Consider the following 22,132-nt stretch of genomic DNA (forward strand, 5'->3'; position numbering starts at 1 on the left):
GTCGACGGTGAGGCGGAGAGCTCCGCCGGTACAAAGGAGGACATCATGTCCGGTTCATTGAACAAGGTTCTGCTCATCGGCAACCTCGGGCGCGACCCCGAGCTGAAGTCCACGCCCTCGGGCCAGAGCGTCGCCCGGTTCTCCGTGGCCACCACCGAGACCTGGAAGAACCAGGCCGGCGAGAAGCAGAGCAAGACCGAGTGGCACAACATCGTGGTGTGGGGCAAGCAGGCCGAGATCGCCGAGAAGTACCTGCGGAAGGGCAAGCAGGTGATGATCGAAGGCCGCATCCAGTACCGCGAGTACACCGACCAGGCCGGCGTGAAGAAGACCGCCTGCGACATCCGCTGCGACAACTTCGTCATGCTGGGCCGCATGGAGGATGGCGGCGGCAGCCGGGAAGGCGGCTACAGCCGCGGCGGCGCCCAGGATTTCGAGGACCACGGTGCCCCCAGCCCGGCCGCTGGCGGCGGTGGCTTCCCGGACGACGACATTCCGTTCTGAGGGGAGAATTCGCCCATCAATGGAACGGCGCCTCCGGGCGCCGTTCCATTGATGGGCCGTGTCTCCAGAGGTCAAGGCCGATGAGGCGGGGGGAGCGGTGGGACGGGCGGGGCTTTCGGTTCCGAGTATCGCGGCCGGCTGATGTCAGGCATGGTTTCGTTGGGCCGGGTCCAGGGATACTGCAGGCGCCAGTGGATCACCCGATCCTGGTCCATCAGCAGGGTGAAAGCCTGGCGGGTGGTACGCGCCGCATTCTGGGGATCCCGGGATAGGGTCTCGAAGTCGATCAGCCAACCCTCGATGTCCGGGCCGATGGCCTGGATCGCGCGATCCTTTCCTTCCGACCTGGGCCAGTGGTCCGTGAAGGCGCGATTCCACCGCCCCTTGCCTCGAACCTTCAGCTCCACGATGGTCGCTGTGGCACCCCAGGTGGTCTTGTCCACGACGGTCCGGACGAGGGGGCGGACCTCCTCCAGGGTGGGCTGGGGGCCGCTGTCCAGGGTCACGGGAGTGCCCGGCGTTTCCGCCGAAGCCGGGGCGTCAGGTCGGGGTTCCTGCGAAGGCGCGGCCGGGGCCAGGGGCTCGATGGTCAACAGGATCTGGATCTTTCCGTCGCTGGGGTACCCAGTTCTCGTCCACACGACGAAGTAGACAGTCGTGGGCGTGTCGCTCGTGTTGAGGAAGGCGGCTTCCGGGGTTCCGAGGCCATGGCGGCTGCCCTCGAACGGGGCGCCCCACTTGTTGAGGGCCCGGACCTCGAAATAGGCCAGGCTGGACTCGCTCTGGAGGGTGGCCCTGGCCAGAGACTGGCCAGGCACCTGCACCGCATAGCCCTTCTTTGGCCAGGTGAGCAGCTCGTCCCTGATGAGGACGGGGCACGGGGGCGCCTGGAGGGTACGGACGGCCGTCCCCGGAAGGATGGACAGACTCTTCGCATCGACCACCGGGATGGCGATGGGCGCGGGATGGGCTTTCGCGGGAGCAGGATAAAACGTCTCTTTGACGGGCGGCTGGGCCAGGGCGGGCTGCGTCTCGAAACCTGCCGGGGACGGAGGAGGTGTCACCACCGGCTCCTGGGCGACCGGGAGGGTGCCGGCAGGCCCCGCGGCACCGGGAAGCGACATGGACCCGAAGGGTGGAATGACCTGTGGGTTCGAGGCGAAGGGGTCCTGGGGCATGCCGGCCGGGACCGGTATCGCAGCGGGCCGATGAGACACGGCTTCCTCGATCCGGGTCAGGGCGGCTTCCAGCCGCTCCGCCTGGGCGGGGAGTGATGAGACCAGGGCCAGGGCGGCGACAAGGAGCAGGCTGGGTGTGGCGAAGCGCAGCTGGGGCGGGTCGGCGAGGAGCAGGCGGCGCAGGCGTTCCATGAGATTGCCTCCTCTGGCGCGGAGCGCCAGGGACGGGGGCCGGTCGCGGAATTCATCGAGGCGGCTCAGGGTTTCGGCGTAGAAGACGGCGTCACCGCAGGCCAATACGGCGGCATCGTCACAGCAGTGTTCCCGTTCGGTCCGGATCCGGCGGGAGATCCACCACACAGCGGGGTGGAAGAAGAAGAGCACTTCGATCACGCATTGGAGGCCGTTGACGAGGCTATCCAGGCGCTTGATGTGGGCGAGCTCGTGGGCCAGGACCGCCTCGGCGGCCAGGGGATCGAGGTTGGCGAAGAAGCCCAGGGGCAGGAGGATGACCGGGCGCAGGAGGCCCATGCACATGGGGGTTGCCACCCGGGTGGACTCGACGAAGCGCACCGCGCGGCGGAGGGCGGCGCTGCGGACCAGGCGCCCGAGCCAAGGCGGCTCGACGATGGGCGTAGCCGCGGCCTTCAGGCGGCGCAGCCAGAGCCATCCACCCACCGTGCGAAGGCTGAAGGCCATGACACCCGCGATCCATGCGGCCAGGATCCAGGGCAGGTACGGCTGCAGCCGGGCCTGCCAGGGGAGGGTGGTCGTCAAGGGTGCGGCTGCGGACGCCACGAGCGGTGCGGAGGGGACCTCTGGAGAGCCCGGAAGCAGGGTGAAGCTCAGGCCCTGACCCGGAACATGAGGAACCGGCGAGAGCAGCATGAAGGTGGTGATCGCGCTCCCCAGGCAGGCCAGGAGGAAGGCGCAGCCCGCCAGATGGCGAAGCTGGGGGGCCCGTCGCTTGAGGAGCGAGAACGCCACCCAGGCCGCCAGGCCCAGCAGGGCGCCCTGCCACAGGAAGTGGAGCAGGGTCCAGGCGAGGCGCTGGGCCGCGGGCGATTCGAGGAGGGGGATCACGGACGCTTCTCCTTGGCCTTTGCCAGCAGCTGGGCGATCTCCTCGCGCTCGCTGGAGTCCAGCTTGCGGCTCGCGAGGGTGGTGGCCATCAGGTCCAGGGCGCTGCCGCCGAAGGCGCGCTCCAGCAGGTCATCCACCAGGTGCCTCAGGGTGTGCTCCCGGGCCTGGGCGGGACGGTAGACGTGGGAACGGCCCGATTCATCGCGAAGCAGCAACCCCTTGTCCGTCATGGTCTGCATCATCTTCAACACGGCGGTGTAGGCCAGGTCGCGATCCACGGTGAGCGCTTCGTGGACCTGGCGCACCGTGGCCGGGCCGAGGTCCCAGAGGGCGCGAAGGATGGAGAGTTCCACATCGGTGGGACGGTTCAGGGGATGTCGCATGGGGTGTCCTGGGGCTACACCAGAAAACCTACGATAAAAAGTGTATGTGTCAACCCCGGTCCCGAATTTTTTTTATCCGAGGGCAAAGCTGTCGTCTCTCCAAACGGGGCCCGCAGGCCCTCGTTTGGAGCTGGGCTCTCGGAGAATCAAGGTTCCTCCCGTACAATGATCGGTTCGGGAGTCCGCATGCTCGCAGTCCAGAACGTCACCATGCGCTACGGCGCGAAGATCCTCTTCGAGGACGTCACCACGACCTTCAACCCGGGCCGGCGCTACGGTCTGACGGGGCCGAACGGAGCTGGGAAGTCCACGTTCATGAAGATCCTCGCGGGCGAGCTGGAGCAGCAGACGGGCACCGTCCAGCGGCCCCGCAAGATGGGCATCCTCCGACAGGACCAGTTCGCCTTCGACGCATTCCGCGTCATCGACACGGTGATCATGGGCAACGCGGGGCTCTGGAAGGCGCTGCAGGAGCGGGACGCCATCTACGAGAAGGCCGAGATGACGGACGAGGACGGCATGCGCGTGGCCGAGCTCGAGGGCATCGTGGCCGACGAGGACGGCTACACCGCCGAAGCCGATGCCGCGGTGCTGCTGGATGGCCTGGGCATCCCCGAGGCGCTCCATGAGCGGAAGATGGGCGAGCTGCAGGGTGGCCAGAAGGTGCGCGTGCTGCTGTCCCAGGCCCTGTTCGGCAACCCCGAGGCGCTGCTGCTGGACGAGCCCACCAACCACCTGGACCTGGACTCCATCCACTGGCTGGAGGAGTTCCTGGACCGCTACAAGGGCACGGTGGTGGTGATCTCCCACGACCGTCACTTCCTGAACAACGTCTGCACCCACATCGCCGACATCGACTACCAGACGATCATCCAGTACACCGGCGGCTACGACGACATGGTCATGGCCAAGATGCAGATCCGGTCGCGCATCGAATCCGAGAACGCCCAGCGCGAGAAGAAGATCGCCCAGCTCAACGAGTTCATCCAGCGCTTCGCGGCGGGCACCCGCAGCAGCCAGGTGAACAGCCGGCGCAAGGAGGTCGAGCGCCTCCAGCCCAGCGACCTGGCGCGCAGCAACATCCAGCGCCCCTTCATCAAGTTCAACCTCGGCAAGCCCGGCGGCCGCTACGCCCTGGAGTGCGAGGGCGTGAAGAAGGGCTACGACACGGCCAAGGACGGGACGGGCGGCCGCCACGAGGTCATCAAGGGCTTCACCGCCATGGTCCAGCGCGGCGAGAAGGTCGCCATCATGGGCCGCAACGGCATCGGCAAGACCACCCTGCTGAACGCCCTGCTGGCCAACGCGCCCCAGGTGACCGAAGGCGGCCTGAAGCTGGACGCGGGCGAGGTGAAGTGGGGCCACGAGGCCAACGTGGGCTACTTCTCGCAGGACTTCGCCGAGAGCATCCCCAAGGGCTACGACCTGGTGACCTGGCTGCACCAGTTTGACCCGGACGCCACCAAGGAGCAGATCCGCGGCGTCATGGGCCAGATGCTCTTCCGCGGCGAGGAAGGCAACAAGATGACGGACGTGCTGAGCGGCGGCGAGTCCTGCCGCCTGCTCTTCTGCAAGCTCATGCTGCAGAAGCCCAACATCCTGGTGCTCGACGAACCCACGAACCACCTGGACCTGGAAGCCGTCATCGCCCTCAACGACGCGCTCCAGCGCTACGAGGGGACCATCCTCTTCGTGACCCACGACGAGGACATCATCGACGAAGTGGCCACCCGCATCTGGCACCTCACAGACGACGGCATCGAGGACTTCCAGGGGACCTACGCCGAGTACATGGCGCCCACAGGAAGGTGAGCCGTCTCCCCCGGGCTCACTCGGGCACGTGGATCCGCTCCTTGATGTGCTTGAGGTTCGCCACGATGGTGAAGGTCATGATGATGAGGAGCGACCAGGAGCTCCACTTGCCCACGTGCACCCGGGACCAGGCGCCGAGCTGGTTGGGGTACCTCCAGATGCCCAGGAAGGTGCTGACGTTTTCGGCCAGCCAGATGAAGAAGCCGATCAGTACGAAGGCCAGCAGCAGGGGCATCTTCCGCTCCCGGTCCAGGGGACGGAAGATCACGGTGGCTCGCGCATAGAGACCCAGCGCGCAGGCCGCCAAGTACCAGCGGACATCGCCGATGAAGTGGTGGGTGAAGAAGTTGGCGTAGACCAGCGTGGCCAGGATCCACGCCATCCAGTACGGCGGGTGGTGGACCACCCGCACGTGGAGGAGGCGCCAGGCCTGGATGAGGTAACTGCCGATGGCCGCGTACATGAAACCCGAGAAGAGCGGCACGCCGAGGATCTTGGTGTAGGCGTCGTCCGGATAGGACCAGGACCGGATGCCCTGGGAGGTCTTGAAGGCTTCCAGCACGAACCCGATCACGTGGAAGAGCGTGATGGCCTTGAGCTCGTCCAGGGTCTCGAGCCGGGACCAGACCATCCATCCCTGGATGCCGAGGGCCACCAGGAGCAATAGGTCGTAGCGGGGCAGGCCCAGCACGCCGCCCCGCGGCATGGAAAACACGGCGCCGAAGAAGAGTCCGGCGAAGAGGCAGGCCCGGGCCTCCTTGAGGCCGAAAGACCAGAATTCCGCCAGGAATCGTCGCGGACCCTCCAGGTCAGGCCGATCGGCGGGATGGATCAGGCGCTCATCCAGCTCTTTCAGATCGGGGAATCGCAGGCAGGAGAAGGGCAGGGTAGGCATGTGGACCGGAAAGGGCTGATCGATCTTGAACCATAACAGTCCCCCCTCCCGATCATCGGACTCCGGCCTGACAGGATGCAGATGGCCGCCTCGCTCCTGGATCGAGTCCTGCCTCGTGCTTTAGGTCTATCTTGCCTAGTTGATCCGAATGTCTATATTGAGACTTTGTCTGAATGGTTCTGGATCTGATGGAGAAGCCTCTTCGTGACATTTCGGCAGGGAACCAGCCACGGCCCGGAAGATGAGCCCACGGATCCCGGCGGGCCGGGGAAATCGACCTCGCGCGTCACCCGGCTCCTGCGGGAACTGGAGAACTTCAAGCGGGCCCTCGACGAGCACGCCATCGTGGCGGTGACCGACGCCCGGGGCCGGATCACCTACGTGAACGAGAAGTTCTGCGCCATCTCCCAGTACTCGCACGAGGAGCTGCTGGGCCAGGACCACCGGATCATCAACTCGGGTCACCACCCCAAGGCCTTCATGGCGCAGCTGTGGAAGACCATCCTGGCCGGACAGGTGTGGAAGGGGGAGATCAAGAACCGGGCGAAGGACGGGAGCTATTACTGGGTGGACACCACCATCGTCCCGTTCCTTGGGGAAGATGGCCGGCCCGCGCAGTTCGTGGCCATCCGGGCCGACATCACCCAGCGCAAGGAGGCCGAGGACGCGCTGCGGCAATCCCAGAAGCTGGAGAGCCTCGGGGTCCTGTCCGGCGGCATCGCCCACGACTTCAACAACCTGCTCACCACCATCCTGGGCAACGCCAACCTCGGCGCCATGCAGCTGCCGCCGGAGAGCCCGGCCCTGCCGTACCTGCGGCAGATCGAGCAGGCCACGCTGAGGGCCGCTGACCTGACCCGGCAGCTGCTGGCCTACGCGGGGAAGGGCCGCCTGCAGGTCGTCGAGGTGGACCTGAACCGCCTGGTGGTGGAGATGACCCAGCTCCTCACGGTCTCCATCTCCAAGAAGGCGATGGTGCGCTACGACCTGGCCCAGGGCCTGCCCACCATCTCCGCCGATCCCTCCCAGATGCAGCAGCTCGTCATGAACCTGGTCACCAATGCCTCAGAGGCCATCGGCGAGGAGGTCAGCGGGCTCATCACCGTGAGGACCGGCGTCCAGAGCGTGGACGAGGTCACCAACGGGGGCCTCCTGCCGGCCCTGCCCCTGGCCGTGGGCACCTACGTGACCCTGGAGGTGAGCGACACAGGCTGCGGCATGTCGCCGGAAGTGCGCGACCGGATCTTCGACCCCTTCTTCACCACCAAGTTCACGGGCCGGGGCCTGGGACTCTCCGCCATGCTGGGCATTCTGCGGAGCCACCACGGCAGCTTGAAGGTGTACAGCGAGCCGGGCCGGGGATCCGTCTTCAAGCTCTTCCTCCCCGCCCTTATCCACGACCCCGAATCCCAGGCGCCGCGGCCCTCCGGGGCGGAGTGGCAAGGCCGCGGGGTGCTGCTGGTGGTGGACGACGAACCCGGGGCCCGGGCCGTGGCCCGGGGCATGGCCGAAATCTGCGGCTTCCAGGTGCTGGAGGCGGCGGACGGCCAGGAGGCGGTGTCGCTGTTCGAGCTGCGCCACACGGAGATCCGGGCCGTCCTCATGGATCTGACCATGCCCCACATGGACGGCCGACAGGCTTTCCTCCGCATGCACGAGGTGGATCCGGGCGTGCCCGTGGTGCTCACCAGCGGCTACAGCGAGCAGGATGTGCTGGCGGACTTCCTGGGCCGGGGCTTGGCCGGCTTCCTGGCGAAGCCTTACCAGGCCAGCCAGTTCCAGGGCGTGCTGCGGCAGGCCCTGGAGGGTTCCTAGGTTGCGGGCTCCAGCAGCAGCCGCAGCGCCTCCTCGGCGACTTTCATCCCCACGATGGCGGGCATGTACGAGATGGTGCCCACGGGCCGGCGCTGGCGGCCGGGGCCGCGATGGGGCTCGATGTCGATGGGGTTCGCCGGGCGCTTGTTGTCGGCGGGTTCCAGCGAGTAGACGCAGCAGATGCCCTGGGTGATGCCCACCTTGCGGAGCTCCTTGCGCACCCGCGCCGCCAGCGGGCAGAGGCGCGTGTGGCTGAGGTCGCCCACGCGGAGCTGGCTGCTGTCCGTGCGCCCGCCGGCGCCCATGGCCGAGATGATGGGCAGGCCCTGCTCGTGCGCGGTGCGCATGAGGGCCACCTTGCAGGACATGGAGTCGATGGCGTCGATCATCACGTCGGGTCGCGGCGTGAGCAGCTCGGGCAGCGTGTCCGTGTGGATGAAGGTGATGCGGGGCTCCACGTCGCAGTCGGGGTTGATGTCCCGCACCCGGGCGGCGGCGACCTCGGCCTTGGGCTGGCCGATCGTGGAGCGGAGGGCATAGAGCTGGCGGTTGAGGTTGCTGGGGCCGACGACGTCGTGGTCCACCAGGCGCAGATGCCCCACGCCCGCGCGGGCCAGGGCCTCCACGGCGAAGGAGCCCACGCCGCCCAGGCCGAAGACCGTCAGGCGCGCGGCGCGCAGCCGCTCCAGGGCCGCTTCTCCGAGCAGCAGCTCGCTCCGGGAATACCACCTCATGCCATGAGCTCCTTGAAACACTGGCCCCCATTCTCCCAGGCCAGGAGCTCAAGATCCGTCACGCTGATCCCGCGGATCGCCGAGGCCGCCTCCATCACCCGCTCCAGCTCCACGCTGCCGTCCGTCTCCAGGAGCAGGCGGGAGGGTGAAGCCGACCGCAGAGCCTCCCGTACGCCTGCCTGTTCGGGCTTCAGGAGGGCGCCGGAAAACGACAGGAAGACGCCCATGGCCTGGAGCGTCCGGGCGGTCTCCGGGCTTCCGGAGAAGGCATGGACCAGCGCGCCGGCCGGGGGCACCCCCTCCTCCCGGAGCACCTCCAGCAGCGTCCCCCAGGCCTTGACCACGTGGATCGCCACGGGCCGGTGCAGGGCGTGGGCCAGTCGCAGCTGGACCCGCAGGGCCGACTCCTGTCCGGTCCGGTCCGCTTCCTTGCGCGCGAAGTCGAGCCCGCACTCTCCGACGCCGGCGGGATGGGAACGGAGCAGGGCCTCCAGCCGCGCCTCCCAGCCTTGCGCCGCGTCCCTCACGAACCAGGGATGCAGGCCCAGCATCGGGAGAACCTCTGCGTGAGAGGCCGCATGGGCCAGCACCGCGGGCCAATCCGCCTCGCAGGTCCCGCAGACCACGCGCCGGTGGTCCCGGCCGCGCACCACAGGCTCCGGCGCGCCGACCTTCGGCAGGTGGCTGTGGGCATCGAAGAGAGGCGGCATGACATTCGCTCGGCGGATGGATCGGACGATCCGGGTTCCTTTCCCCATGATAAGCCGGATCGGTGGCGCATGGATGGAATGATGCCGCCGCATCCGTGCAGCCAGATTGAGGATTAATTGTCAAAAACAGGGCACGAATTGCTCTGCTTTCGACGCGATCGCCGTCCGGACACCTGTGTCGGGAGAGCTCCCGCAGCGTCCAGGTCTCCGGGGCTCGTGGAGCCTACTTGATCTTGAACGCCTCATGGGTGATCAGCGTCCCCAGCTCCTCTCTGATGACGGCGGGTGCCTTCGGATCACGCTTCCAGGCTTCCACGAAGTCCGCCACGAGCCCATGATTCCGCACGAAGGAGCCGAAACCAGCCGCCCGCCCCAGGCCTGCGGGTGAGGGAGGCTCCAGAACAAAGAGACAACTGCTAGACTGGGGGCCTCGCAAACCCGCGCGGGTCCCGTAGCTCAGCTGGATAGAGCAGCTCCCTCCTAAGGAGCAGGTCGTGCGTTCGAATCGCATCGGGGCCACCATTCTTGCCAGGGCCCGCCCCGGGCACTCCGAAAGCGGGCAGAAGCCCCCGTGGAGCTTCTGCTCGAATGTCAGAACGGCGGCGGCAGCGCTGCCCGATCACCGGATGGGGGCGTAGGCCAGCCCTCCGCCGGGGGCCAGGAAGACGGCCTCGTGATCGAGGAGGCCCACCAGCCGGTGTCCCTCGGGCAGCTCGGTCGGGATCCACTCCAGGGCGCCGTTGAGCAGGTCGAAGCGGGCAAGCACGAGGCCCTTGGATTCGGGGGCGCCGCAGGACTTGATCTGGCTGGGCGTGAAGACGCTGAAGATCACGTCCTTGCCCGCCCAGGACAGCATGGGGCCGCGGCCCACCGAGCCCAGCAGGGCGCGGCCGGGCAGGGCGTCGTGGCAGGTGAAGAAGGTCTGGCCGGGCTCCTTGGGCCCCCGGGCTGGGTCGAGGACCGTGAAGGCCAGGCTGGCGCCCTCCGCGAGGTACACCGTCCCGTCCGTTCCCAGCGCCATGCGGTTGAGCGGGACCAGCAGGGGCTGGGTCGCGGCGTCCTTCACCTGGGCGCGGTCGCCGTAGGACCAGAGCACCGCGCCGGTCCTCAGGTCGCGCTTCTCGAGGTAGGGCTTCAGGGTCCGGTAGAGGACGAGGATGCCCTCGCGGCCCACGGCCATGTCCTCGATGGCGGCGGGAACCGCCAGGGCGTTCTCGATCTGGCCGTCCTTGTTGAGGATGACCAGGCGGCCGTCGCAGGCCATCCAGGTCCGGCTGTAGGAGTCGATGACCCAGCGCTCGGGCACGGCCTCGCAGGCGGCCTCCGGGGCCGGTTGCGGGGTCGGCTTCGTGGCCGCGGCGCGGGGCCGCTGGTGCTGTGGAATCCCGTAGAGGAGGGCCCCGGCCGCGTCATAGTCGCTGGCGACGCGACCGCTCGCGACCGGCGCCGGTTTCGGCGCCGCGGCGGCCTTCCGGACTTCCGGAAGGGTGACCTGGAGCGTGGACAGGAGGCCGTTCCCCTTCATCCAGGAACGCAGGGAGCGGGTGGGCGGGTCGAAGAAGACCAGCGAGCCGTCGACTTCCTGGAAGGCCCATCCTCCCGTCGCGCGGGCGGGATCCCAGCCCTGGGCCGAAGCCCGGGCCTGGGCGTCCAGGGGAAGGGAGCCGCAGAGGGCCAGCGTGGCAAAGATGGTCAGAAGGCGGAGTCTCATAAATTACCTGCCTATATTTTATTATGCCCATCTACGACTTCAGTCAAACCCATCTCGCTGTGACGGAGCGCACGATTTATTCCAAAGACCTTCAGATCTGTTGAGAACCCCAGGCTGGCCCCGGAATCCCGCACTTCTTGCGATGATGGAGGTTTCCCGAGGGGCTGACGTGACGCGATCCCGGCTGAAGGACGAAGTCTTCATGAACATGGCACTGGAGCTGAGCCGCCTGGGGACCTGCTGCCGCCTCCAGGTGGGCGCGGTCCTGCTGCGGGGCGATGGCGGCATCGCGGCCGCGGGCTTCAACGGGGCGCTGCCCGGCATGCCCCACTGCACGCCGGACACCTGCAAGCCAGGCCAGCGCTGCCTGCACACCAGCCACGCGGAGGAGAACGCCCTGGGATTCTGCGACGGCCCCGTGGCCACGGCCTACGTCACCCACGAGCCCTGCCTCACCTGCTGCCGCGCCCTGGTGCGTCGTGGCGTGCGCCGGGTGGTGTTCCGCCACCCCTACGCGAGCATCGCCGAGCAGGAACGCGTCGAGCGCCAGCACATCCTCGACCACTTCGGCGTGAAGTGGGAACAGCACGGCCAGCCTTGAACTCCAGGGCAGGCGGCGCATACTGCTGAGCGCCCCTTCCTTCAGGAGACAAGCTGGTGACCGGAACCCCCATCCGCCTGCGGGTGAATGGCCGCGACGTCGCGACGCAGCCGGGGACCACGCTGCTGGAGACCTGCCGGCGGAACGGCATCGAGATCCCCACCCTCTGTTCAGACCCGCGGTTGAAGCCCGCCTCCAGCTGCCGGTTGTGCGAGGTCGAGGTGGAAGGCCGCGAACGCCCACCCTGCGCCTGCGGCACCCTGGCGGAGGAGGGCATGGTGGTGGAGACCCACACGCCCGCCCTGGAGGATTTCCGCCGGGCCATGCTGACGCGTCTGGCCGGGCGCATCCCCGTGGAGGATCCGGCGCGCCTGGCGGGGAAGCCCTTCCGGAAGCTGCTGGATACCTATGGCGTGGCGCCATCGGGTGCGCGCAGGCCAGGGGCGAGGCATCCGGAGCATCCCTACCTGGACGTGGACCTGTCCTGGTGCGTGGCCTGCGGCCGTTGCGTGCGAATCTGCGACGAGGTGCAGGGGCAGAACATCTGGACGTTCACGGGGCGCGGCGGGGACCTGGCCTTGGCGCCGGAGCTGTCGCCCGGCCTGCGGGAGAGCGCCTGCGTGAGCTGCGGCGCCTGCGCCGACACCTGCCCCACCGGGGCCATCGAGGATGTCTCCCGCCTGGCCGCGGGGCTTCCGGAGCGCTGGGTGCGCACCACCTGCCCCTACTGCGGCACCGGCTGCGAGCTGGACGTGGGCGTGACCGAGGGGCGCATCACCGAGGCCCGCCCAGTGGTCGCCTCGCCCGTGAGCCGGGGGCACCTCTGCGTGAAGGGACGCTACGGCTGGGGCTTCAACGAGGCGCCGGACCGGATCACCGAGCCCATGCTCCGACGCCACGGCGTCTGGGAGCCGGTGAGCTGGGAGGAGGCGCTGGATGCCGCCGCCTCGGCGCTTCGGGCCGGGATGGCCTCGGGCGGGCCGGAGGCCGTGGGCGTTCTGGCCTCGAGCCGCGCCACCAACGAGGAGAACTACCTGGCGCAGAAGTTCGCGCGCGTGGCGCTGGGCACCCACAACGTGGACTGCTGCGCCCGCGTCTGCCACGCCCCCAGCGCCGCGGGCCTGGGTCAGGCCTTCGGCACCGGGGCGGCCACCAACAGCTACGCGGACATCGAGCGGGCCGGCCTGCTGATGGTGGTGGGCGCCAACCCCACGGAGAACCACCCCATCGTCGGCGCCCGCCTCCGCCAACGCGCGCGGACGGGCGTGCCGCTCATCGTGATCGATCCGCGTCGCACGGAGCTGGCCGAAGCGGCCGCCCACCACCTGGCCCCGCGACCCGGCACGAACCTGCCCCTCCTGCAGGCCATGGCGAACGTGATCCTGGCCGAGGGCCTCGCGGACACGGCCTTCCTCGGGGCCCGCACCCGCAACCTGGAGGCCTATGCCGATTCGCTGCGGGCGTGGACTCCGGAACGGGCGGGCGCCCTGTGCGGGATCGATCCGGAGGCCATCCGGCGCGCGGCGAAGCTGTACGCCACCGCCAAGCCGGCCATGACCTTCCACGGCCTGGGGGTCACCGAGCACCGGCAGGGCACGGATGGCGTGGCGGCCCTGGCCCACCTCGCGCTGCTCACGGGGAACGTGGGCATTCCGGGTGGTGGGGTGAATCCCCTGCGGGGCCAGAACAACGTCCAGGGCAGCGCGCAGATGGGCTGCGAGCCCTCCCGCCTGACGGGCTACCAGAAGCTGGAGCAGGCGAAGGGCGTCCACGCGCAGGTCTGGGGCGCCGACCTGCCGCAGGCGCCGGGCCTCAACGCCCTGCAGATGATCGACGCCGCGGGGGAGGGCCGGCTGAAGGCCCTGCTGGTGATCGGCTACGACCCGCTGCTGAGCCATCCCGGGGCGCGGGAGACCGCCGAGAACCTGAATGGGCTGGAGGCCCTCATCGTGGTGGACCTCTTCCTCACGGAGACGGCCAAAGCCTTCGGCACGGTCTTCCTGCCCGCCGCCAGCCCCTTCGAGAAGGAGGGCACCTTCATGAATGGGGAGCGGCGCGTCCAGCGGGTCCGCCGGGTGCTGCCGCCGAAGGGGAACAGCCGCACGGACCAGGCGATCCTGGCCGCCCTGGCGGAACGGCTGGGCGCCGGCCCGCAGTTCGCGCATCCGGATGCGGCGGCCGTGTGGGAGGAGGCGCGCCAGGTCTGGCCGGCCATCGCGGGCATCAGCCATGCGCGGCTGGACCGCGAGGGGGGTCTCCAGTGGCCCTGCCCGGCGGAGGACCACCCCGGCACGCCGGTCCTTCACGCGGGAGGCTTCCCGGAAGGCCGCGCCACCTTCCGCCCGCTGGCCTGGGCGCCTTCACCGGAGGCTCCGGACCGCGAGTTCCCCTTCCTGCTGAACACGGGCCGCAGCCTGTTCCACTTCAATGCCGCCACCATGACGGGACGGACCCGGAACCACGAGCTGCGGGCGGATGACGAGCTGGAACTCCACCCCGACGACGCTGCGGAGCTGGGGCTTTCGGCGGGCGATCCGGTGCGGGTGCGGAGCCGCCACGGGGCCTTCACTCTCCGCGTCCGCCCCACGGACCGGGTCCGGCGGGGCGAGCCCTTCGCCACCTTCCACGCGGTGGCCGCCTATGTGAACCTGGCCACGGGCCCGGGCCGGGACACGGTCACGGGGACGCCGGAATACAAGGTCACGGCGGTGAGTCTGCACCCTACCGCCGACTCGAAGGTCCGGTAACCTGGGGCATGCTCAGCCATGCCGCCCAGCCGAACCCGCGCCCCTTCCGCGAGAACCGCTTCCTCCAGGCCCTCGGCCTGCTCTACGCCCTCGTCTGGATCGTGACGGCCATCCGGCCCCTCTATCCCAGCGACTGGCGGATGGAGAACCTGCTGGTGGTCATCGCGGTGATCGGGTTGGCTGGCACCTACCGTCGTTTCCCCCTGTCGGACCTCAGCTACCTGCTGATCACCGTGTTCCTGGCCCTACATGCGGTCGGGGCCCACTACACCTACGCCAACGTGCCCCTCGGCTTCTGGATGAAGGCCCACTGGGGGCTGGCGCGGAACCCCTTCGACCGCATCGTCCACTTCAGCTTCGGCCTGCTGATGGCCTACCCCGCCCGCGAGGTGTTCATGCGGGTGGCCCGGACCCGGGGCTTCTGGAACTACTACCTGCCGCTGGACGTGGTGCTGGCGGCCTCCGCCGTCTACGAGATCATCGAGAGCCTCACCGCCCGTCTCGCCGCCCCGGAGCTGGGCGACGCCTTCCTCGGCACCCAGGGGGACATCTGGGACGCCCAGAAGGACATGACGGCCGCCGCCGCCGGGGCCGTCCTCACCATGCTGGTGGTGGCGCTGGTGCGGCGAATGCGTCGGATGCCGGAACCCTCACCCGAACCCGGCGCCTGAATCCAGCACTTGAGACCCGGTTCCCAGCGTCCTCTCCGGAGTTCAGATGCCGCCGTGCTCCCAGGAGGGCAGGGGCTTGTTCTCCAGGGCCACCTCGGTGCCATCGTCCAGGATGAGCACGGGGGGATCCCCCAGCCGGAGGTCGACGATGGTGCGGCCGAGGAGGCGCTCGTGGTGGTCCCGCTGCCAGGGGATGCCCACGGGATAGGTGCGGCGGTAGGCGTCCAGGGGATCCTCGAGCTGGTGGCAGAGGCGATGGAGGGCGGCGTCGAAGGCGGCCTCGAAGCCCTTGGGCGGGTCGGGATCCAGGCCGGCGGCCCGGAGGAAGGCCTCCATGGGTGGGATGTCTCCGGAACCTCCGGCCACCCAGCGCCGGAGACCGCGCCCATAGGGGGCTGGCCCATCCAGTGCCACGGCCCGGTCCCGGTGGATCCCCAGCCAGAGGGAGACCCGTCCGCAGGCGCCGGCGCCCTCGAAGTCCAGGGGCAGCTGGGCATCGTCATGGAAGACCACCGCGCGGAGGGGCAGCCATTCGAAGGTCTCGGCCACCTTGGCGCCCACGGGGCCGAGGCTGTCCCGACGTAGGTCGGCGACAGCTTCCGCGAAGGTCTGACGCAGGCTGGCCAGGCTGAGGACGCCTTCCGGAAGGCCCTGGGCATCGAGGGCCAGGGGCGGTTCGTGCCAGTCCGCGGCCAGGGCCGGCAGCACCTGCTGGAAGAGGATCAAGGCCGGGTCCCAGTCCCAGTGGTGGGCGGGCTCGTAGCCCAGCTCGCGGCAGAGGTCGAACCAGGCGCGATCCGGCGCCGCGGCCCCGGGCAGGTAGATGGACCGTCCGTCCAGGAAGATCTCACAGGCCGGGAGGCCGGCGGCGGACCGCCGGCGGCTCAGGCCCAGCTCATGGCGCCCCAGGGTGGCCAGGGTGGTCTCCCGGTACGGATGATCCTCCTGCCGCAGCACCTTCAGCGGCGCGCCGAGGATCCAGGCGTCCATGGACATCTCCACCTCCCGGGGAGGCTAACCTGGGGTCGCCATGGCATTCCGTCAATCCCAGAATGGGATTTCATGGTCAAAAATCAGTCGACTTTCCGGAGCTCGGTCCCGGGATAGTAGTGCTGGAGGATCTGCTGGAAGGTGGCGCCTTCCAGGGCCATGCCGTAGGCCCCGGTCTGGCACAGGCCCACGCCGTGCCCCCAGCCGCGCCCGTAGAACACCCAGCGGCGCTGGGCGCCCTGGCCGAGCGTGAGGAACCGGAAGACGTTGTCCTTGAGGCCCAGCAGGCCGCGGATGTGCATGCCCCGCACGCGATGGACGGCGCCCTGGGTATCCACCAGCGCCAGATCCAGCACCCGGCCCTCCTGGTTGTGCTGGGCGCGGAGCTCGCGGATGCCGGGCACCTTCATGCGCTTACGCACCAGGGCCAGCAGATCCGCCTCGGTGTACTCCACACGCCAGTGGGCCGTGGGGCTGTAGCGATCCCAGGCGGCGCCGTCGGGATCGAGGCGGCGCACCAGCAGGGTGGCCGGCCCGCCCTCGGGGATCCACTTCAGGCGATCGCCCACCTGGATGTCGGCCTTCGGGACCAGGCGCAGGCTCCCGTCCGGGGCCTCCTCCGCGAGGAGCAGCCGGGGCGAGAGAGCCAAGGGCTCGGGGCCGCCCCGCTTCCGGCGGACCTGGCGGTCCATCAGCAGGCTGCCCTCGCCCAGCGCCAGGGGCTCCAGGTCCTGCCACATCCGGCCCAGGGCCGCGAGAGCCTGCCGCAGGGTGGGCGGCTCCGGAGCGGCCCAGGCAGCCGCGGGCACCAGGCCGCGCCGGGTGAGGAAGGTGGCCAGCAGGCGATCCGCGGCGGGGAGCTCGGAAGGCAGGAAGTAGGCCGCGTCCTGGGGGCGCTCCTGCCCCGCCACCACCTGCTCCAGCCCCAGGGCGCGCGCCAGGGCGAGCATCAGGGGGCCCTGACGGGGCAGGGGCGCGGGCTCGAGGCCCAGCCGTTGCTGGAGGGCCAGGACGGGAGCCGTGAGATCCTCCGCGGTGGCGGGGCGGGCCAGGCGCTCGCCGCTCAGCCAGTCCACCGGCACGATGTCCGCGGCCAGCCTCAGCAGGTCCCAGGTGAGCCAGGGCTGCTGGGCCTCCGTCGTCACGGACACGCCGGAGGCGAAGGGTAGGGTGAGGGGTTTGGCGGGATAGCAGGTGGCGGCCTTGAGGTAGGGGGCGTCCCCGCCGAAGACCTGGGACACGTCCACGGTGTGGCCGCCGCAGTTGGCCATGAAGAGGGCCAGGATGGGCTTGCCGCCATAGGTGGCGAAGAGGCCCTCGGTCTCCTGGATGGCCCGGTCTGTGAGGGCCTGCTCGCCGTCGCGGCCGCCGTACACCTGGTCGGCCACGGTATCGCCCATGTCGAAGCCGTCCGCCGCGCGCTTGCCGCGGTTGGCCACGGCATAGGTGCGGGCGGCCACCGCCTGGGCCTTCAGGGCCTCCAGGCTGGGGAATTCCCAGGCGCCCATCTCCTTGGGCACCACGCCGCGCAGGTAGGTCTCCAGGTCCAAGGTGTTCACCACAGTCAGGCGGCCCTGGGCGTTGGGGAAGATCTCCACCTTGCCGCGGTAGCGGCCCTTGCCGTTGAGGCTGGTGAGCTCGCCTGCGGGCTTCAGCCACACGCCGCCCAGGGGCAGAGGGCGTCGCTCATAGCGCTCGGTGACGGCGTAGAGGGCGCGACCCTTGCGCGGCTGGGCGTCCCGGGATTCCGTGGCCACCCACAACTCCTCGAAGCCCAGGTCCTGGAGCTTCTGGAGCAGGGGGTCGGCCTTGGCCGCCTCGGGGAAGTGCCCCACCAGCACGCGCCAGGTGTCGGCGTCCGGAACCTTCACGCGATCCGACGGTTCCCCCAGCTTCCGGAGGCGGGCCATCAGGGCCGCGGCCTCGTCGGCGCCCAGGGGGTGTCCCACCTGGATGCGGTACTCGCTCGTGGGGTCCGAGACCCCCCGGCTGTCCCACCAGATGCGGACCTTTTCGTCCGGCGCCAGTCGCAGGATCGGCTTCCCCGCGCGGTCGCAGATCTGGCCGCCGCCCTCCAGGGACACGATCCATTCCGTGGCCTGGGTGTCGAGCCCGATCTTCAGCGGGGGCTGGGCGGCGGGGGCGGCGACGAAGGGCAGGACCAGGGCGGGAACGAGGAAGGGCTTCATCCGCCGAATTGTCCCACGAAACGGGAGAGGGCTTGCCAGCGCCGGGCCCGCAACGCCTCTATGTCGAGCATCATTCCGGCCGGCCCGCTCCTGTGGAGCAGGAGGGCCACACAGGCTCCGTCCGCGGGCCGGTAGAAGAGGGCGGGGCCGGTGTAGCCCAGGTGGAACCACCAGCCCGAGGGAGGGCCCGGCTCGGGTTCGAGGGACGGCGCCGGGGTCGGCATGTCCAGCGCCGGATCCTCGATCACATGGAGGCCCACATCGGCGGGAATTCTGGACAGCAACTGTCCGAACCGGCCTCCACCCGAGAAGAGCGCCTGGAGGCCGAGTCCCCACCGGGATCCGTTCTCTCCGTCGGCGGTCTCGACCGCCATGCGCGCCGGCCAGCCCGCGGCCACCCAGCCCGCCAGGGCGGCTTCCAACTGCGGAGTCGTGGCGCCGAAACCCGCGTGGCCGGGCATGCCCGCCCGGGCGTTGGCGTCCTGGGGCAGGCACGGATCCCGCGGGGGCAGGGGATGATCCGTGGCCAGCCGCCAGGCCTCGGCGTCGGGGGCATCCGGCAGCTCGATGGGTGCGTCACGCCAGGGGGCGGGTGACAGGCCGGACATCGCGCCGAGCCTTCGGAAGGAAACGCGAGTCTCGGCCTCCACCAGCTCCGCCAGCAGGCGGTAGTTCAGGTCCGAGTAGGTGGCCATGCCTGGCGTGGCGGGGCGGAGCAGGGGATGATCCGGCACGGGACGCCGCAGCTGCGCGGCCAGGGGTTCGCCCGTGAAGGGCCGCCAGGGCGGCAGCCCGGAGCTGTGCGACAGCAGCTGCCGCACCGTGAGCGGCGTGTCGCGGTCATGGAAGCCCAGCGCCCAACGCCGGTCCGCATCCAGGTCCAGGAAGGCCAGCGCCAGCGGCGCCGTCACCAGGGGCTTGGTGAGGGAGGCGAGGTCGTAGAACCCGCTCACGCCTGCCGGATCTCCGCCAGGCTCTTGGCCACGGCCTTCTGCACCTGGTCGGCCACGCGCATGGCCTCCTGGCCTTCTTCCCAGGTGACGCCCTCCTGGCCCTGGCCCAGGCAGGCGGCGTGGAAGGCTTCGATCTCGAGGCGGAGGGGCTCGCCCTCCTCGATGCTGGCGGTCTCCGGGCGCACTTCGGGGCCGTCAGGGCCCATGACCAGCCGCAGCAGCTCCAGCTTCTGGGCGGCGAAGTCGAGGCTGGCGTATTCCTTGTCGCCGAAGGCGCGGAGGGTGCGCTCCTTCTTGCGGGCCACGCGGCTGGCGGTGACGGTGGCGAAGGCACCGCCCTCGAACTTCAGGCGGGCGTTCACCAGGTCGGCGTAGGGCGTCAGCACCGGCACGCCCACGGCCACCACATCCACCACGGGACGTCCCACCAGGGCGCGCAGCAGGTCGAGGTCATGGATCATCACGTCCATGATCACGTCCACCTCCAGGCTGCGGGCCGGGAAGGGCGAGACGCGCACGGCCTCGAGGAAGCGGGGCTTGAAGCCGCGGTCGCGCAGGGCCGCCACGGCGGGATTGAAGCGCTCCAGGTGCCCCACCTGGGCCACGAGGCCCGGTTTGGCGGCCCGGGCCGCTGCCAGGGCCGTCAGCAGGGCCGCGCCCTCCTCCAGAGAGGCTGCCAGGGGCTTCTCCATCAGGACGTGCTTGCCGGCCTTGAGGGCCTGGGCGCCGAGGGCATGGTGGAAGCCCGTGGGCGCGGCGATCTGGACGGCGTCCACCTCCGCGAGCACCTGGCCCAGGGAGGCGGCCCAGGGGGCGCCGAATTTTCCCGCGATCTCCGGGCCCCGGGCCGGATCCGGATCCACGACGGCGGTCAGCACGGCGTCCGGCGCGGAGGCGGCGATCCTCGCATGGTGCTGGCCCAGGTGTCCCACACCCACGACGGCGACGCGCAGCTTGGACATGACAGCCTCCTGACCAATCGAGCCTAGCAGGGCTGCTACCCTGGGGGTCTTCTTCGCGAGGGTGACCATGAACCTGAAGCTCGAGGCCGTGAATCTTGTCCGCTGGCTGCACTTCGTGACCCTGGCCGTGGGTGGCGGAGCGGCCGTGGTGGCGCTGCTCCTCTCCGGATTCGAGGAGGGCCGCGAAGAGATCCGGGGTCTGGCCGCGACGATCTGGGCGAAGGTGGTGGCCTGGTCCTTCCGGCTGGCGCTGGTCGCCGGCATCGGCCTCCTGATCCTGATGATCCAGGGCGGCCAGAACCCCCTGAAGCATGGCCACTACTTCCACATCAAGCTGCTGCTCGTGGTCGTCCTGGTGGGCCTGTCCGAGATGACGCCCAAGGCCCTGGCGGCCGGCAAGCGGGGGTCCGCCCTGCTGGTCTTGATGTTCTTCCTGGCCTCCAGCTTCATCGTCTACAACAAGGGGCTCTTCGGCGCCCGTCCGGCGCCGGCCACCATCCTCCCCGCCACGGCGGATACCGCTTTCACGGCCCGCTGATCCATGCGGCGCCTGGTCTGGATCCTGGCGGGGACGAGCCTCCTCGCCGGGTGGCCGGAGACCGTCCCTGAACGCACTCAGCTCCGGCGGACCTCCACGGTGGGGGAGGTCCGGGCCTTCATGGAGGCCCTTCGGAAGCAGGCCCCGGGCCTGGAGCCCTACCAGCCCAAAGGGGCGCCGCGGGCCACGGAGACAGGCCGGCCCCTGCTGGCCTGGCGCCTGAGGGGCACGGGGAGGGATCCGCTCCGCGTCTACGTGAATGCCAACATCCACGCGGGCGAGGTGGAGGGCAAGGAGGCCATCCAGCAGATCGTCCGCGAGCTGCTCCAGGGCAAGCACCCGGTCCTGCGGCGCGACCTCGACCTGGTGGTCATGCCCGCCTACAACGCCGATGGCACGGATGCGCTGGATCCCGCCATCCGGCCCTGGCAGCCCAACCCCACGGAGAGCGGCGTGGGCCGACGCGAGAATGCCCAGGGCCTGGACCTCAACCGCGACCTCATGAAGGCCGCGGCGCCCAACACCCGCTGGCTCCTGGCCATGCTCCGCGACTTCGACCCGGCGGCGGTGCTGGACCTCCACACCACCGACGGCAGCACCCACGGCTTCCATCTCACCCACGGCCCCGCCTGCACCCTGGGCGCGGACGAGGGCCTGCTGGCCTTCAACCGGAAGATGCTGGTGGAGGTGCGCGAGCGCCTGAAGGCCGAGGGCATGCCCACCTACGACTACGGCAACTTCGTGCCCTACAAGCCCACGCCGGAGAAGCCCCCCACGGCCTGGGAGACCTACGACGCCCATCCGCGGCTGCTGACCAACTACCCGGCCCTGCGCAACCGCCTGGCGGTGCTCTCGGAGAGCTACGTCTACCGCAGCTGGCCCGACCGCATCGCCGACACCCGCCGCTTCGTGCTGGCCTGCCTGACCTGGATGGCGGAGCACCGCGGCGAGATCCGGGGTGAGATCCAGATGGCCCAGGCCCGCTGGACCGAAGCCTGGACGAAGGAATCCGTGTCCCTCCCCCTTTCCGCGAAGCTGAAGGAAGTCGAACGCGCCGCGTTCGAGTGGGTGGATCCCATCCGCGACGGGAACGGCCGCTTGATCGGCGAGAAGTCGCGGACGCACCTCGTGCTGCCGAGCTTCGTGGGCTTCGAGGGCCAGGACTTCGTGCCCGTGCCGGCGGGATACCTGGTGGATCCGGCCTTCGCCGCCGCAGTCCGCCCTCTTCTGGAGGCCCACGGCCTGAAGGTTCTGGAAGGCCGCACGCGGCCGCGGACCCTGCCTCTCCTCCGCTTCGAGGAGACGGGCCGCAAGCTCTCGTCCTCGGCCTACCAAGGCGTGTTCACGCTGGAGCTCCAGGGCGCCTGGAAGGCGGGGACGGTGCCGAAGCCCATGGAGCTGCCCTGGACACCCACGGACCTGGACCGGGCGCTCTACGTGCCCCTGGACCAGCCCCTCGGCCGCCTGGCTTTCTACCTGCTGGATCCCCGCAGCACCGACAGCCTGGTGTTCTGGGGCGCCTTCCATACCGTGCTCCTGCGCGGCAACGGCATGTGGGGCGAGCCGCCCAGGTTCCCGATCCTGGCCGTCGGGCAGGGGGATGGTGCAGCCCCCGTGGTTCCATCGGCTCCGATGGCGAAAACGCAGGAGTGACCC

At 69.6% G+C, this 22,132-nt stretch carries 18 protein-coding genes and 1 tRNA gene; 9 read left to right on the plus strand and 10 right to left on the minus strand.

Features of this window, described 5'->3' with window-relative positions; translation table 11 throughout:
* Positions 1-45 precede the first annotated feature (45 nt).
* Positions 46-504, plus strand: a complete 459-nt coding sequence (locus tag MLG87_RS14590; RefSeq protein WP_243295829.1) for a single-stranded DNA-binding protein — start codon at positions 46-48, stop codon at positions 502-504.
* Between the two features lie 71 nt (positions 505-575).
* Here the strand turns inward: MLG87_RS14590 and MLG87_RS14595 are convergent, their stop codons facing one another.
* Together MLG87_RS14595 and MLG87_RS14600 are read right to left on the minus strand one after the other, a co-directional pair.
* Positions 576-2,765 carry a M56 family metallopeptidase gene (locus MLG87_RS14595; RefSeq protein ID WP_243295830.1) on the minus strand — a complete coding sequence of 730 codons (2,190 nt, stop codon included), beginning with the start codon at positions 2,763-2,765 and terminating at the stop codon, positions 576-578.
* On the minus strand, positions 2,762-3,148 hold the full coding sequence (locus tag MLG87_RS14600) for a BlaI/MecI/CopY family transcriptional regulator (RefSeq protein WP_243295831.1): 387 nt from the start codon (positions 3,146-3,148) through the stop codon (positions 2,762-2,764). Before MLG87_RS14600 ends, MLG87_RS14595 begins: the two co-directional genes overlap by 4 nt.
* 186 nt (positions 3,149-3,334) lie before the next feature.
* On the opposite strand from MLG87_RS14600, the gene MLG87_RS14605 reads away from it, so the two are divergent.
* Positions 3,335-4,960 carry an ATP-binding cassette domain-containing protein gene (locus MLG87_RS14605; RefSeq protein ID WP_243295832.1) on the plus strand — a complete coding sequence of 542 codons (1,626 nt, stop codon included), beginning with the start codon at positions 3,335-3,337 and terminating at the stop codon, positions 4,958-4,960.
* Positions 4,961-4,976: 16 nt separating this feature from the next.
* Here the strand turns inward: MLG87_RS14605 and MLG87_RS14610 are convergent, their stop codons facing one another.
* The gene (locus MLG87_RS14610; protein ID WP_243295833.1) at positions 4,977-5,855 is read right to left on the minus strand and encodes a DUF817 domain-containing protein; all 879 of its coding nucleotides are present in this window, start codon (positions 5,853-5,855) and stop codon (positions 4,977-4,979) included.
* Between the two features lie 204 nt (positions 5,856-6,059).
* Here MLG87_RS14610 and MLG87_RS14615 point away from each other — a divergent pair, with 204 nt between their 5' ends.
* Positions 6,060-7,670 carry a hybrid sensor histidine kinase/response regulator gene (locus MLG87_RS14615; protein WP_243295834.1) on the plus strand — a complete coding sequence of 537 codons (1,611 nt, stop codon included), beginning with the start codon at positions 6,060-6,062 and terminating at the stop codon, positions 7,668-7,670.
* Here MLG87_RS14615 and MLG87_RS14620 read toward each other — a convergent pair.
* The gene (locus MLG87_RS14620; RefSeq protein WP_243295835.1) at positions 7,667-8,404 is read right to left on the minus strand and encodes a tRNA threonylcarbamoyladenosine dehydratase; all 738 of its coding nucleotides are present in this window, start codon (positions 8,402-8,404) and stop codon (positions 7,667-7,669) included. The genes MLG87_RS14615 and MLG87_RS14620 overlap by 4 nt on opposite strands.
* A complete protein-coding gene (locus tag MLG87_RS14625; RefSeq protein WP_243295836.1) occupies positions 8,401-9,114 on the minus strand; it encodes a TatD family hydrolase in 714 nt (237 codons plus the stop codon). The genes MLG87_RS14620 and MLG87_RS14625 overlap by 4 nt, the downstream gene beginning before the upstream one ends.
* A 445-nt stretch (positions 9,115-9,559) precedes the next feature.
* Between MLG87_RS14625 and MLG87_RS14630 the strand changes: the two genes are divergently transcribed.
* A tRNA-Arg gene (locus tag MLG87_RS14630) sits at positions 9,560-9,636 on the plus strand.
* A 97-nt stretch (positions 9,637-9,733) separates the two neighbouring features.
* On the opposite strand, the gene MLG87_RS14635 is transcribed toward MLG87_RS14630, so the two are convergent.
* Positions 9,734-10,825, minus strand: a complete 1,092-nt coding sequence (locus tag MLG87_RS14635; protein WP_243295837.1) for a hypothetical protein — start codon at positions 10,823-10,825, stop codon at positions 9,734-9,736.
* Between the two features lie 169 nt (positions 10,826-10,994).
* On the opposite strand from MLG87_RS14635, the gene MLG87_RS14640 reads away from it, so the two are divergent.
* From MLG87_RS14640 to MLG87_RS14650, 3 genes are read left to right on the plus strand one after another with little or no spacing between them, the layout of a single operon-like run.
* A complete protein-coding gene (locus MLG87_RS14640) occupies positions 10,995-11,426 on the plus strand; it encodes a deoxycytidylate deaminase (RefSeq protein WP_243295838.1) in 432 nt (143 codons plus the stop codon).
* A 56-nt stretch (positions 11,427-11,482) separates the two neighbouring features.
* Positions 11,483-14,173, plus strand: a complete 2,691-nt coding sequence (fdhF, locus tag MLG87_RS14645) for a formate dehydrogenase subunit alpha (RefSeq protein ID WP_243295839.1) — start codon at positions 11,483-11,485, stop codon at positions 14,171-14,173.
* An 8-nt stretch (positions 14,174-14,181) separates the two neighbouring features.
* The gene (locus MLG87_RS14650) at positions 14,182-14,844 is read left to right on the plus strand and encodes a DUF2238 domain-containing protein (RefSeq protein ID WP_243295840.1); all 663 of its coding nucleotides are present in this window, start codon (positions 14,182-14,184) and stop codon (positions 14,842-14,844) included.
* Positions 14,845-14,886: 42 nt separating this feature from the next.
* On the opposite strand, the gene MLG87_RS14655 is transcribed toward MLG87_RS14650, so the two are convergent.
* The 4 genes from MLG87_RS14655 to MLG87_RS14670 form a co-directional block, all read right to left on the minus strand.
* The gene (locus MLG87_RS14655; protein ID WP_243295841.1) at positions 14,887-15,834 is read right to left on the minus strand and encodes a hypothetical protein; all 948 of its coding nucleotides are present in this window, start codon (positions 15,832-15,834) and stop codon (positions 14,887-14,889) included.
* 83 nt (positions 15,835-15,917) lie between these two features.
* A complete protein-coding gene (locus MLG87_RS14660; protein ID WP_243295842.1) occupies positions 15,918-18,023 on the minus strand; it encodes a SpoIID/LytB domain-containing protein in 2,106 nt (701 codons plus the stop codon).
* On the minus strand, positions 18,020-18,976 hold the full coding sequence (locus MLG87_RS14665; protein ID WP_243295843.1) for a serine hydrolase domain-containing protein: 957 nt from the start codon (positions 18,974-18,976) through the stop codon (positions 18,020-18,022). Before MLG87_RS14665 ends, MLG87_RS14660 begins: the two co-directional genes overlap by 4 nt.
* Positions 18,973-19,938 (minus strand): Gfo/Idh/MocA family protein, encoded by a 966-nt coding sequence (locus tag MLG87_RS14670; RefSeq protein ID WP_243295844.1) that lies wholly within the window; start codon positions 19,936-19,938, stop codon positions 18,973-18,975. Before MLG87_RS14670 ends, MLG87_RS14665 begins: the two co-directional genes overlap by 4 nt.
* Before the next feature lie 67 nt (positions 19,939-20,005).
* Between MLG87_RS14670 and MLG87_RS14675 the strand changes: the two genes are divergently transcribed.
* Together MLG87_RS14675 and MLG87_RS14680 are read left to right on the plus strand one after the other, a co-directional pair.
* Positions 20,006-20,476, plus strand: a complete 471-nt coding sequence (locus MLG87_RS14675) for a hypothetical protein (protein ID WP_243295845.1) — start codon at positions 20,006-20,008, stop codon at positions 20,474-20,476.
* A 3-nt stretch (positions 20,477-20,479) separates the two neighbouring features.
* Entirely contained in the window at positions 20,480-22,129 is a 1,650-nt protein-coding gene (locus MLG87_RS14680; RefSeq protein WP_243295846.1) for a M14 family zinc carboxypeptidase, read from the plus strand.
* The last annotated feature ends 3 nt before the right edge of the window (positions 22,130-22,132 follow it).

This window comes from Geothrix mesophila (genome assembly GCF_022808835.1).
Classification (GTDB): domain Bacteria; phylum Acidobacteriota; class Holophagae; order Holophagales; family Holophagaceae; genus Geothrix; species Geothrix paludis.

Excerpts from the sequence above, each read along its gene's own strand:
- MLG87_RS14650 (WP_243295840.1), top strand. The coding sequence starts at position 14,182 with ATGCTCAGCCATGCCGCCCAGCCGAACCCGCGCCCCTTCCGCGAGAAC.
- MLG87_RS14635 (WP_243295837.1), bottom strand. The coding sequence starts at position 10,825 with ATGAGACTCCGCCTTCTGACCATCTTTGCCACGCTGGCCCTCTGCGGC.
- MLG87_RS14610 (WP_243295833.1), bottom strand. The coding sequence starts at position 5,855 with ATGCCTACCCTGCCCTTCTCCTGCCTGCGATTCCCCGATCTGAAAGAG.
- MLG87_RS14675 (WP_243295845.1), top strand. The coding sequence starts at position 20,006 with ATGAACCTGAAGCTCGAGGCCGTGAATCTTGTCCGCTGGCTGCACTTC.
- MLG87_RS14590 (WP_243295829.1), top strand. The coding sequence starts at position 46 with ATGTCCGGTTCATTGAACAAGGTTCTGCTCATCGGCAACCTCGGGCGC.
- MLG87_RS14625 (WP_243295836.1), bottom strand. The coding sequence starts at position 9,114 with ATGCCGCCTCTCTTCGATGCCCACAGCCACCTGCCGAAGGTCGGCGCG.
- MLG87_RS14660 (WP_243295842.1), bottom strand. The coding sequence starts at position 18,023 with ATGAAGCCCTTCCTCGTTCCCGCCCTGGTCCTGCCCTTCGTCGCCGCC.
- MLG87_RS14605 (WP_243295832.1), top strand. The coding sequence starts at position 3,335 with ATGCTCGCAGTCCAGAACGTCACCATGCGCTACGGCGCGAAGATCCTC.
- MLG87_RS14655 (WP_243295841.1), bottom strand. The coding sequence starts at position 15,834 with ATGGACGCCTGGATCCTCGGCGCGCCGCTGAAGGTGCTGCGGCAGGAG.
- MLG87_RS14620 (WP_243295835.1), bottom strand. The coding sequence starts at position 8,404 with ATGAGGTGGTATTCCCGGAGCGAGCTGCTGCTCGGAGAAGCGGCCCTG.
- MLG87_RS14670 (WP_243295844.1), bottom strand. The coding sequence starts at position 19,938 with ATGTCCAAGCTGCGCGTCGCCGTCGTGGGTGTGGGACACCTGGGCCAG.
- MLG87_RS14600 (WP_243295831.1), bottom strand. The coding sequence starts at position 3,148 with ATGCGACATCCCCTGAACCGTCCCACCGATGTGGAACTCTCCATCCTT.
- MLG87_RS14680 (WP_243295846.1), top strand. The coding sequence starts at position 20,480 with ATGCGGCGCCTGGTCTGGATCCTGGCGGGGACGAGCCTCCTCGCCGGG.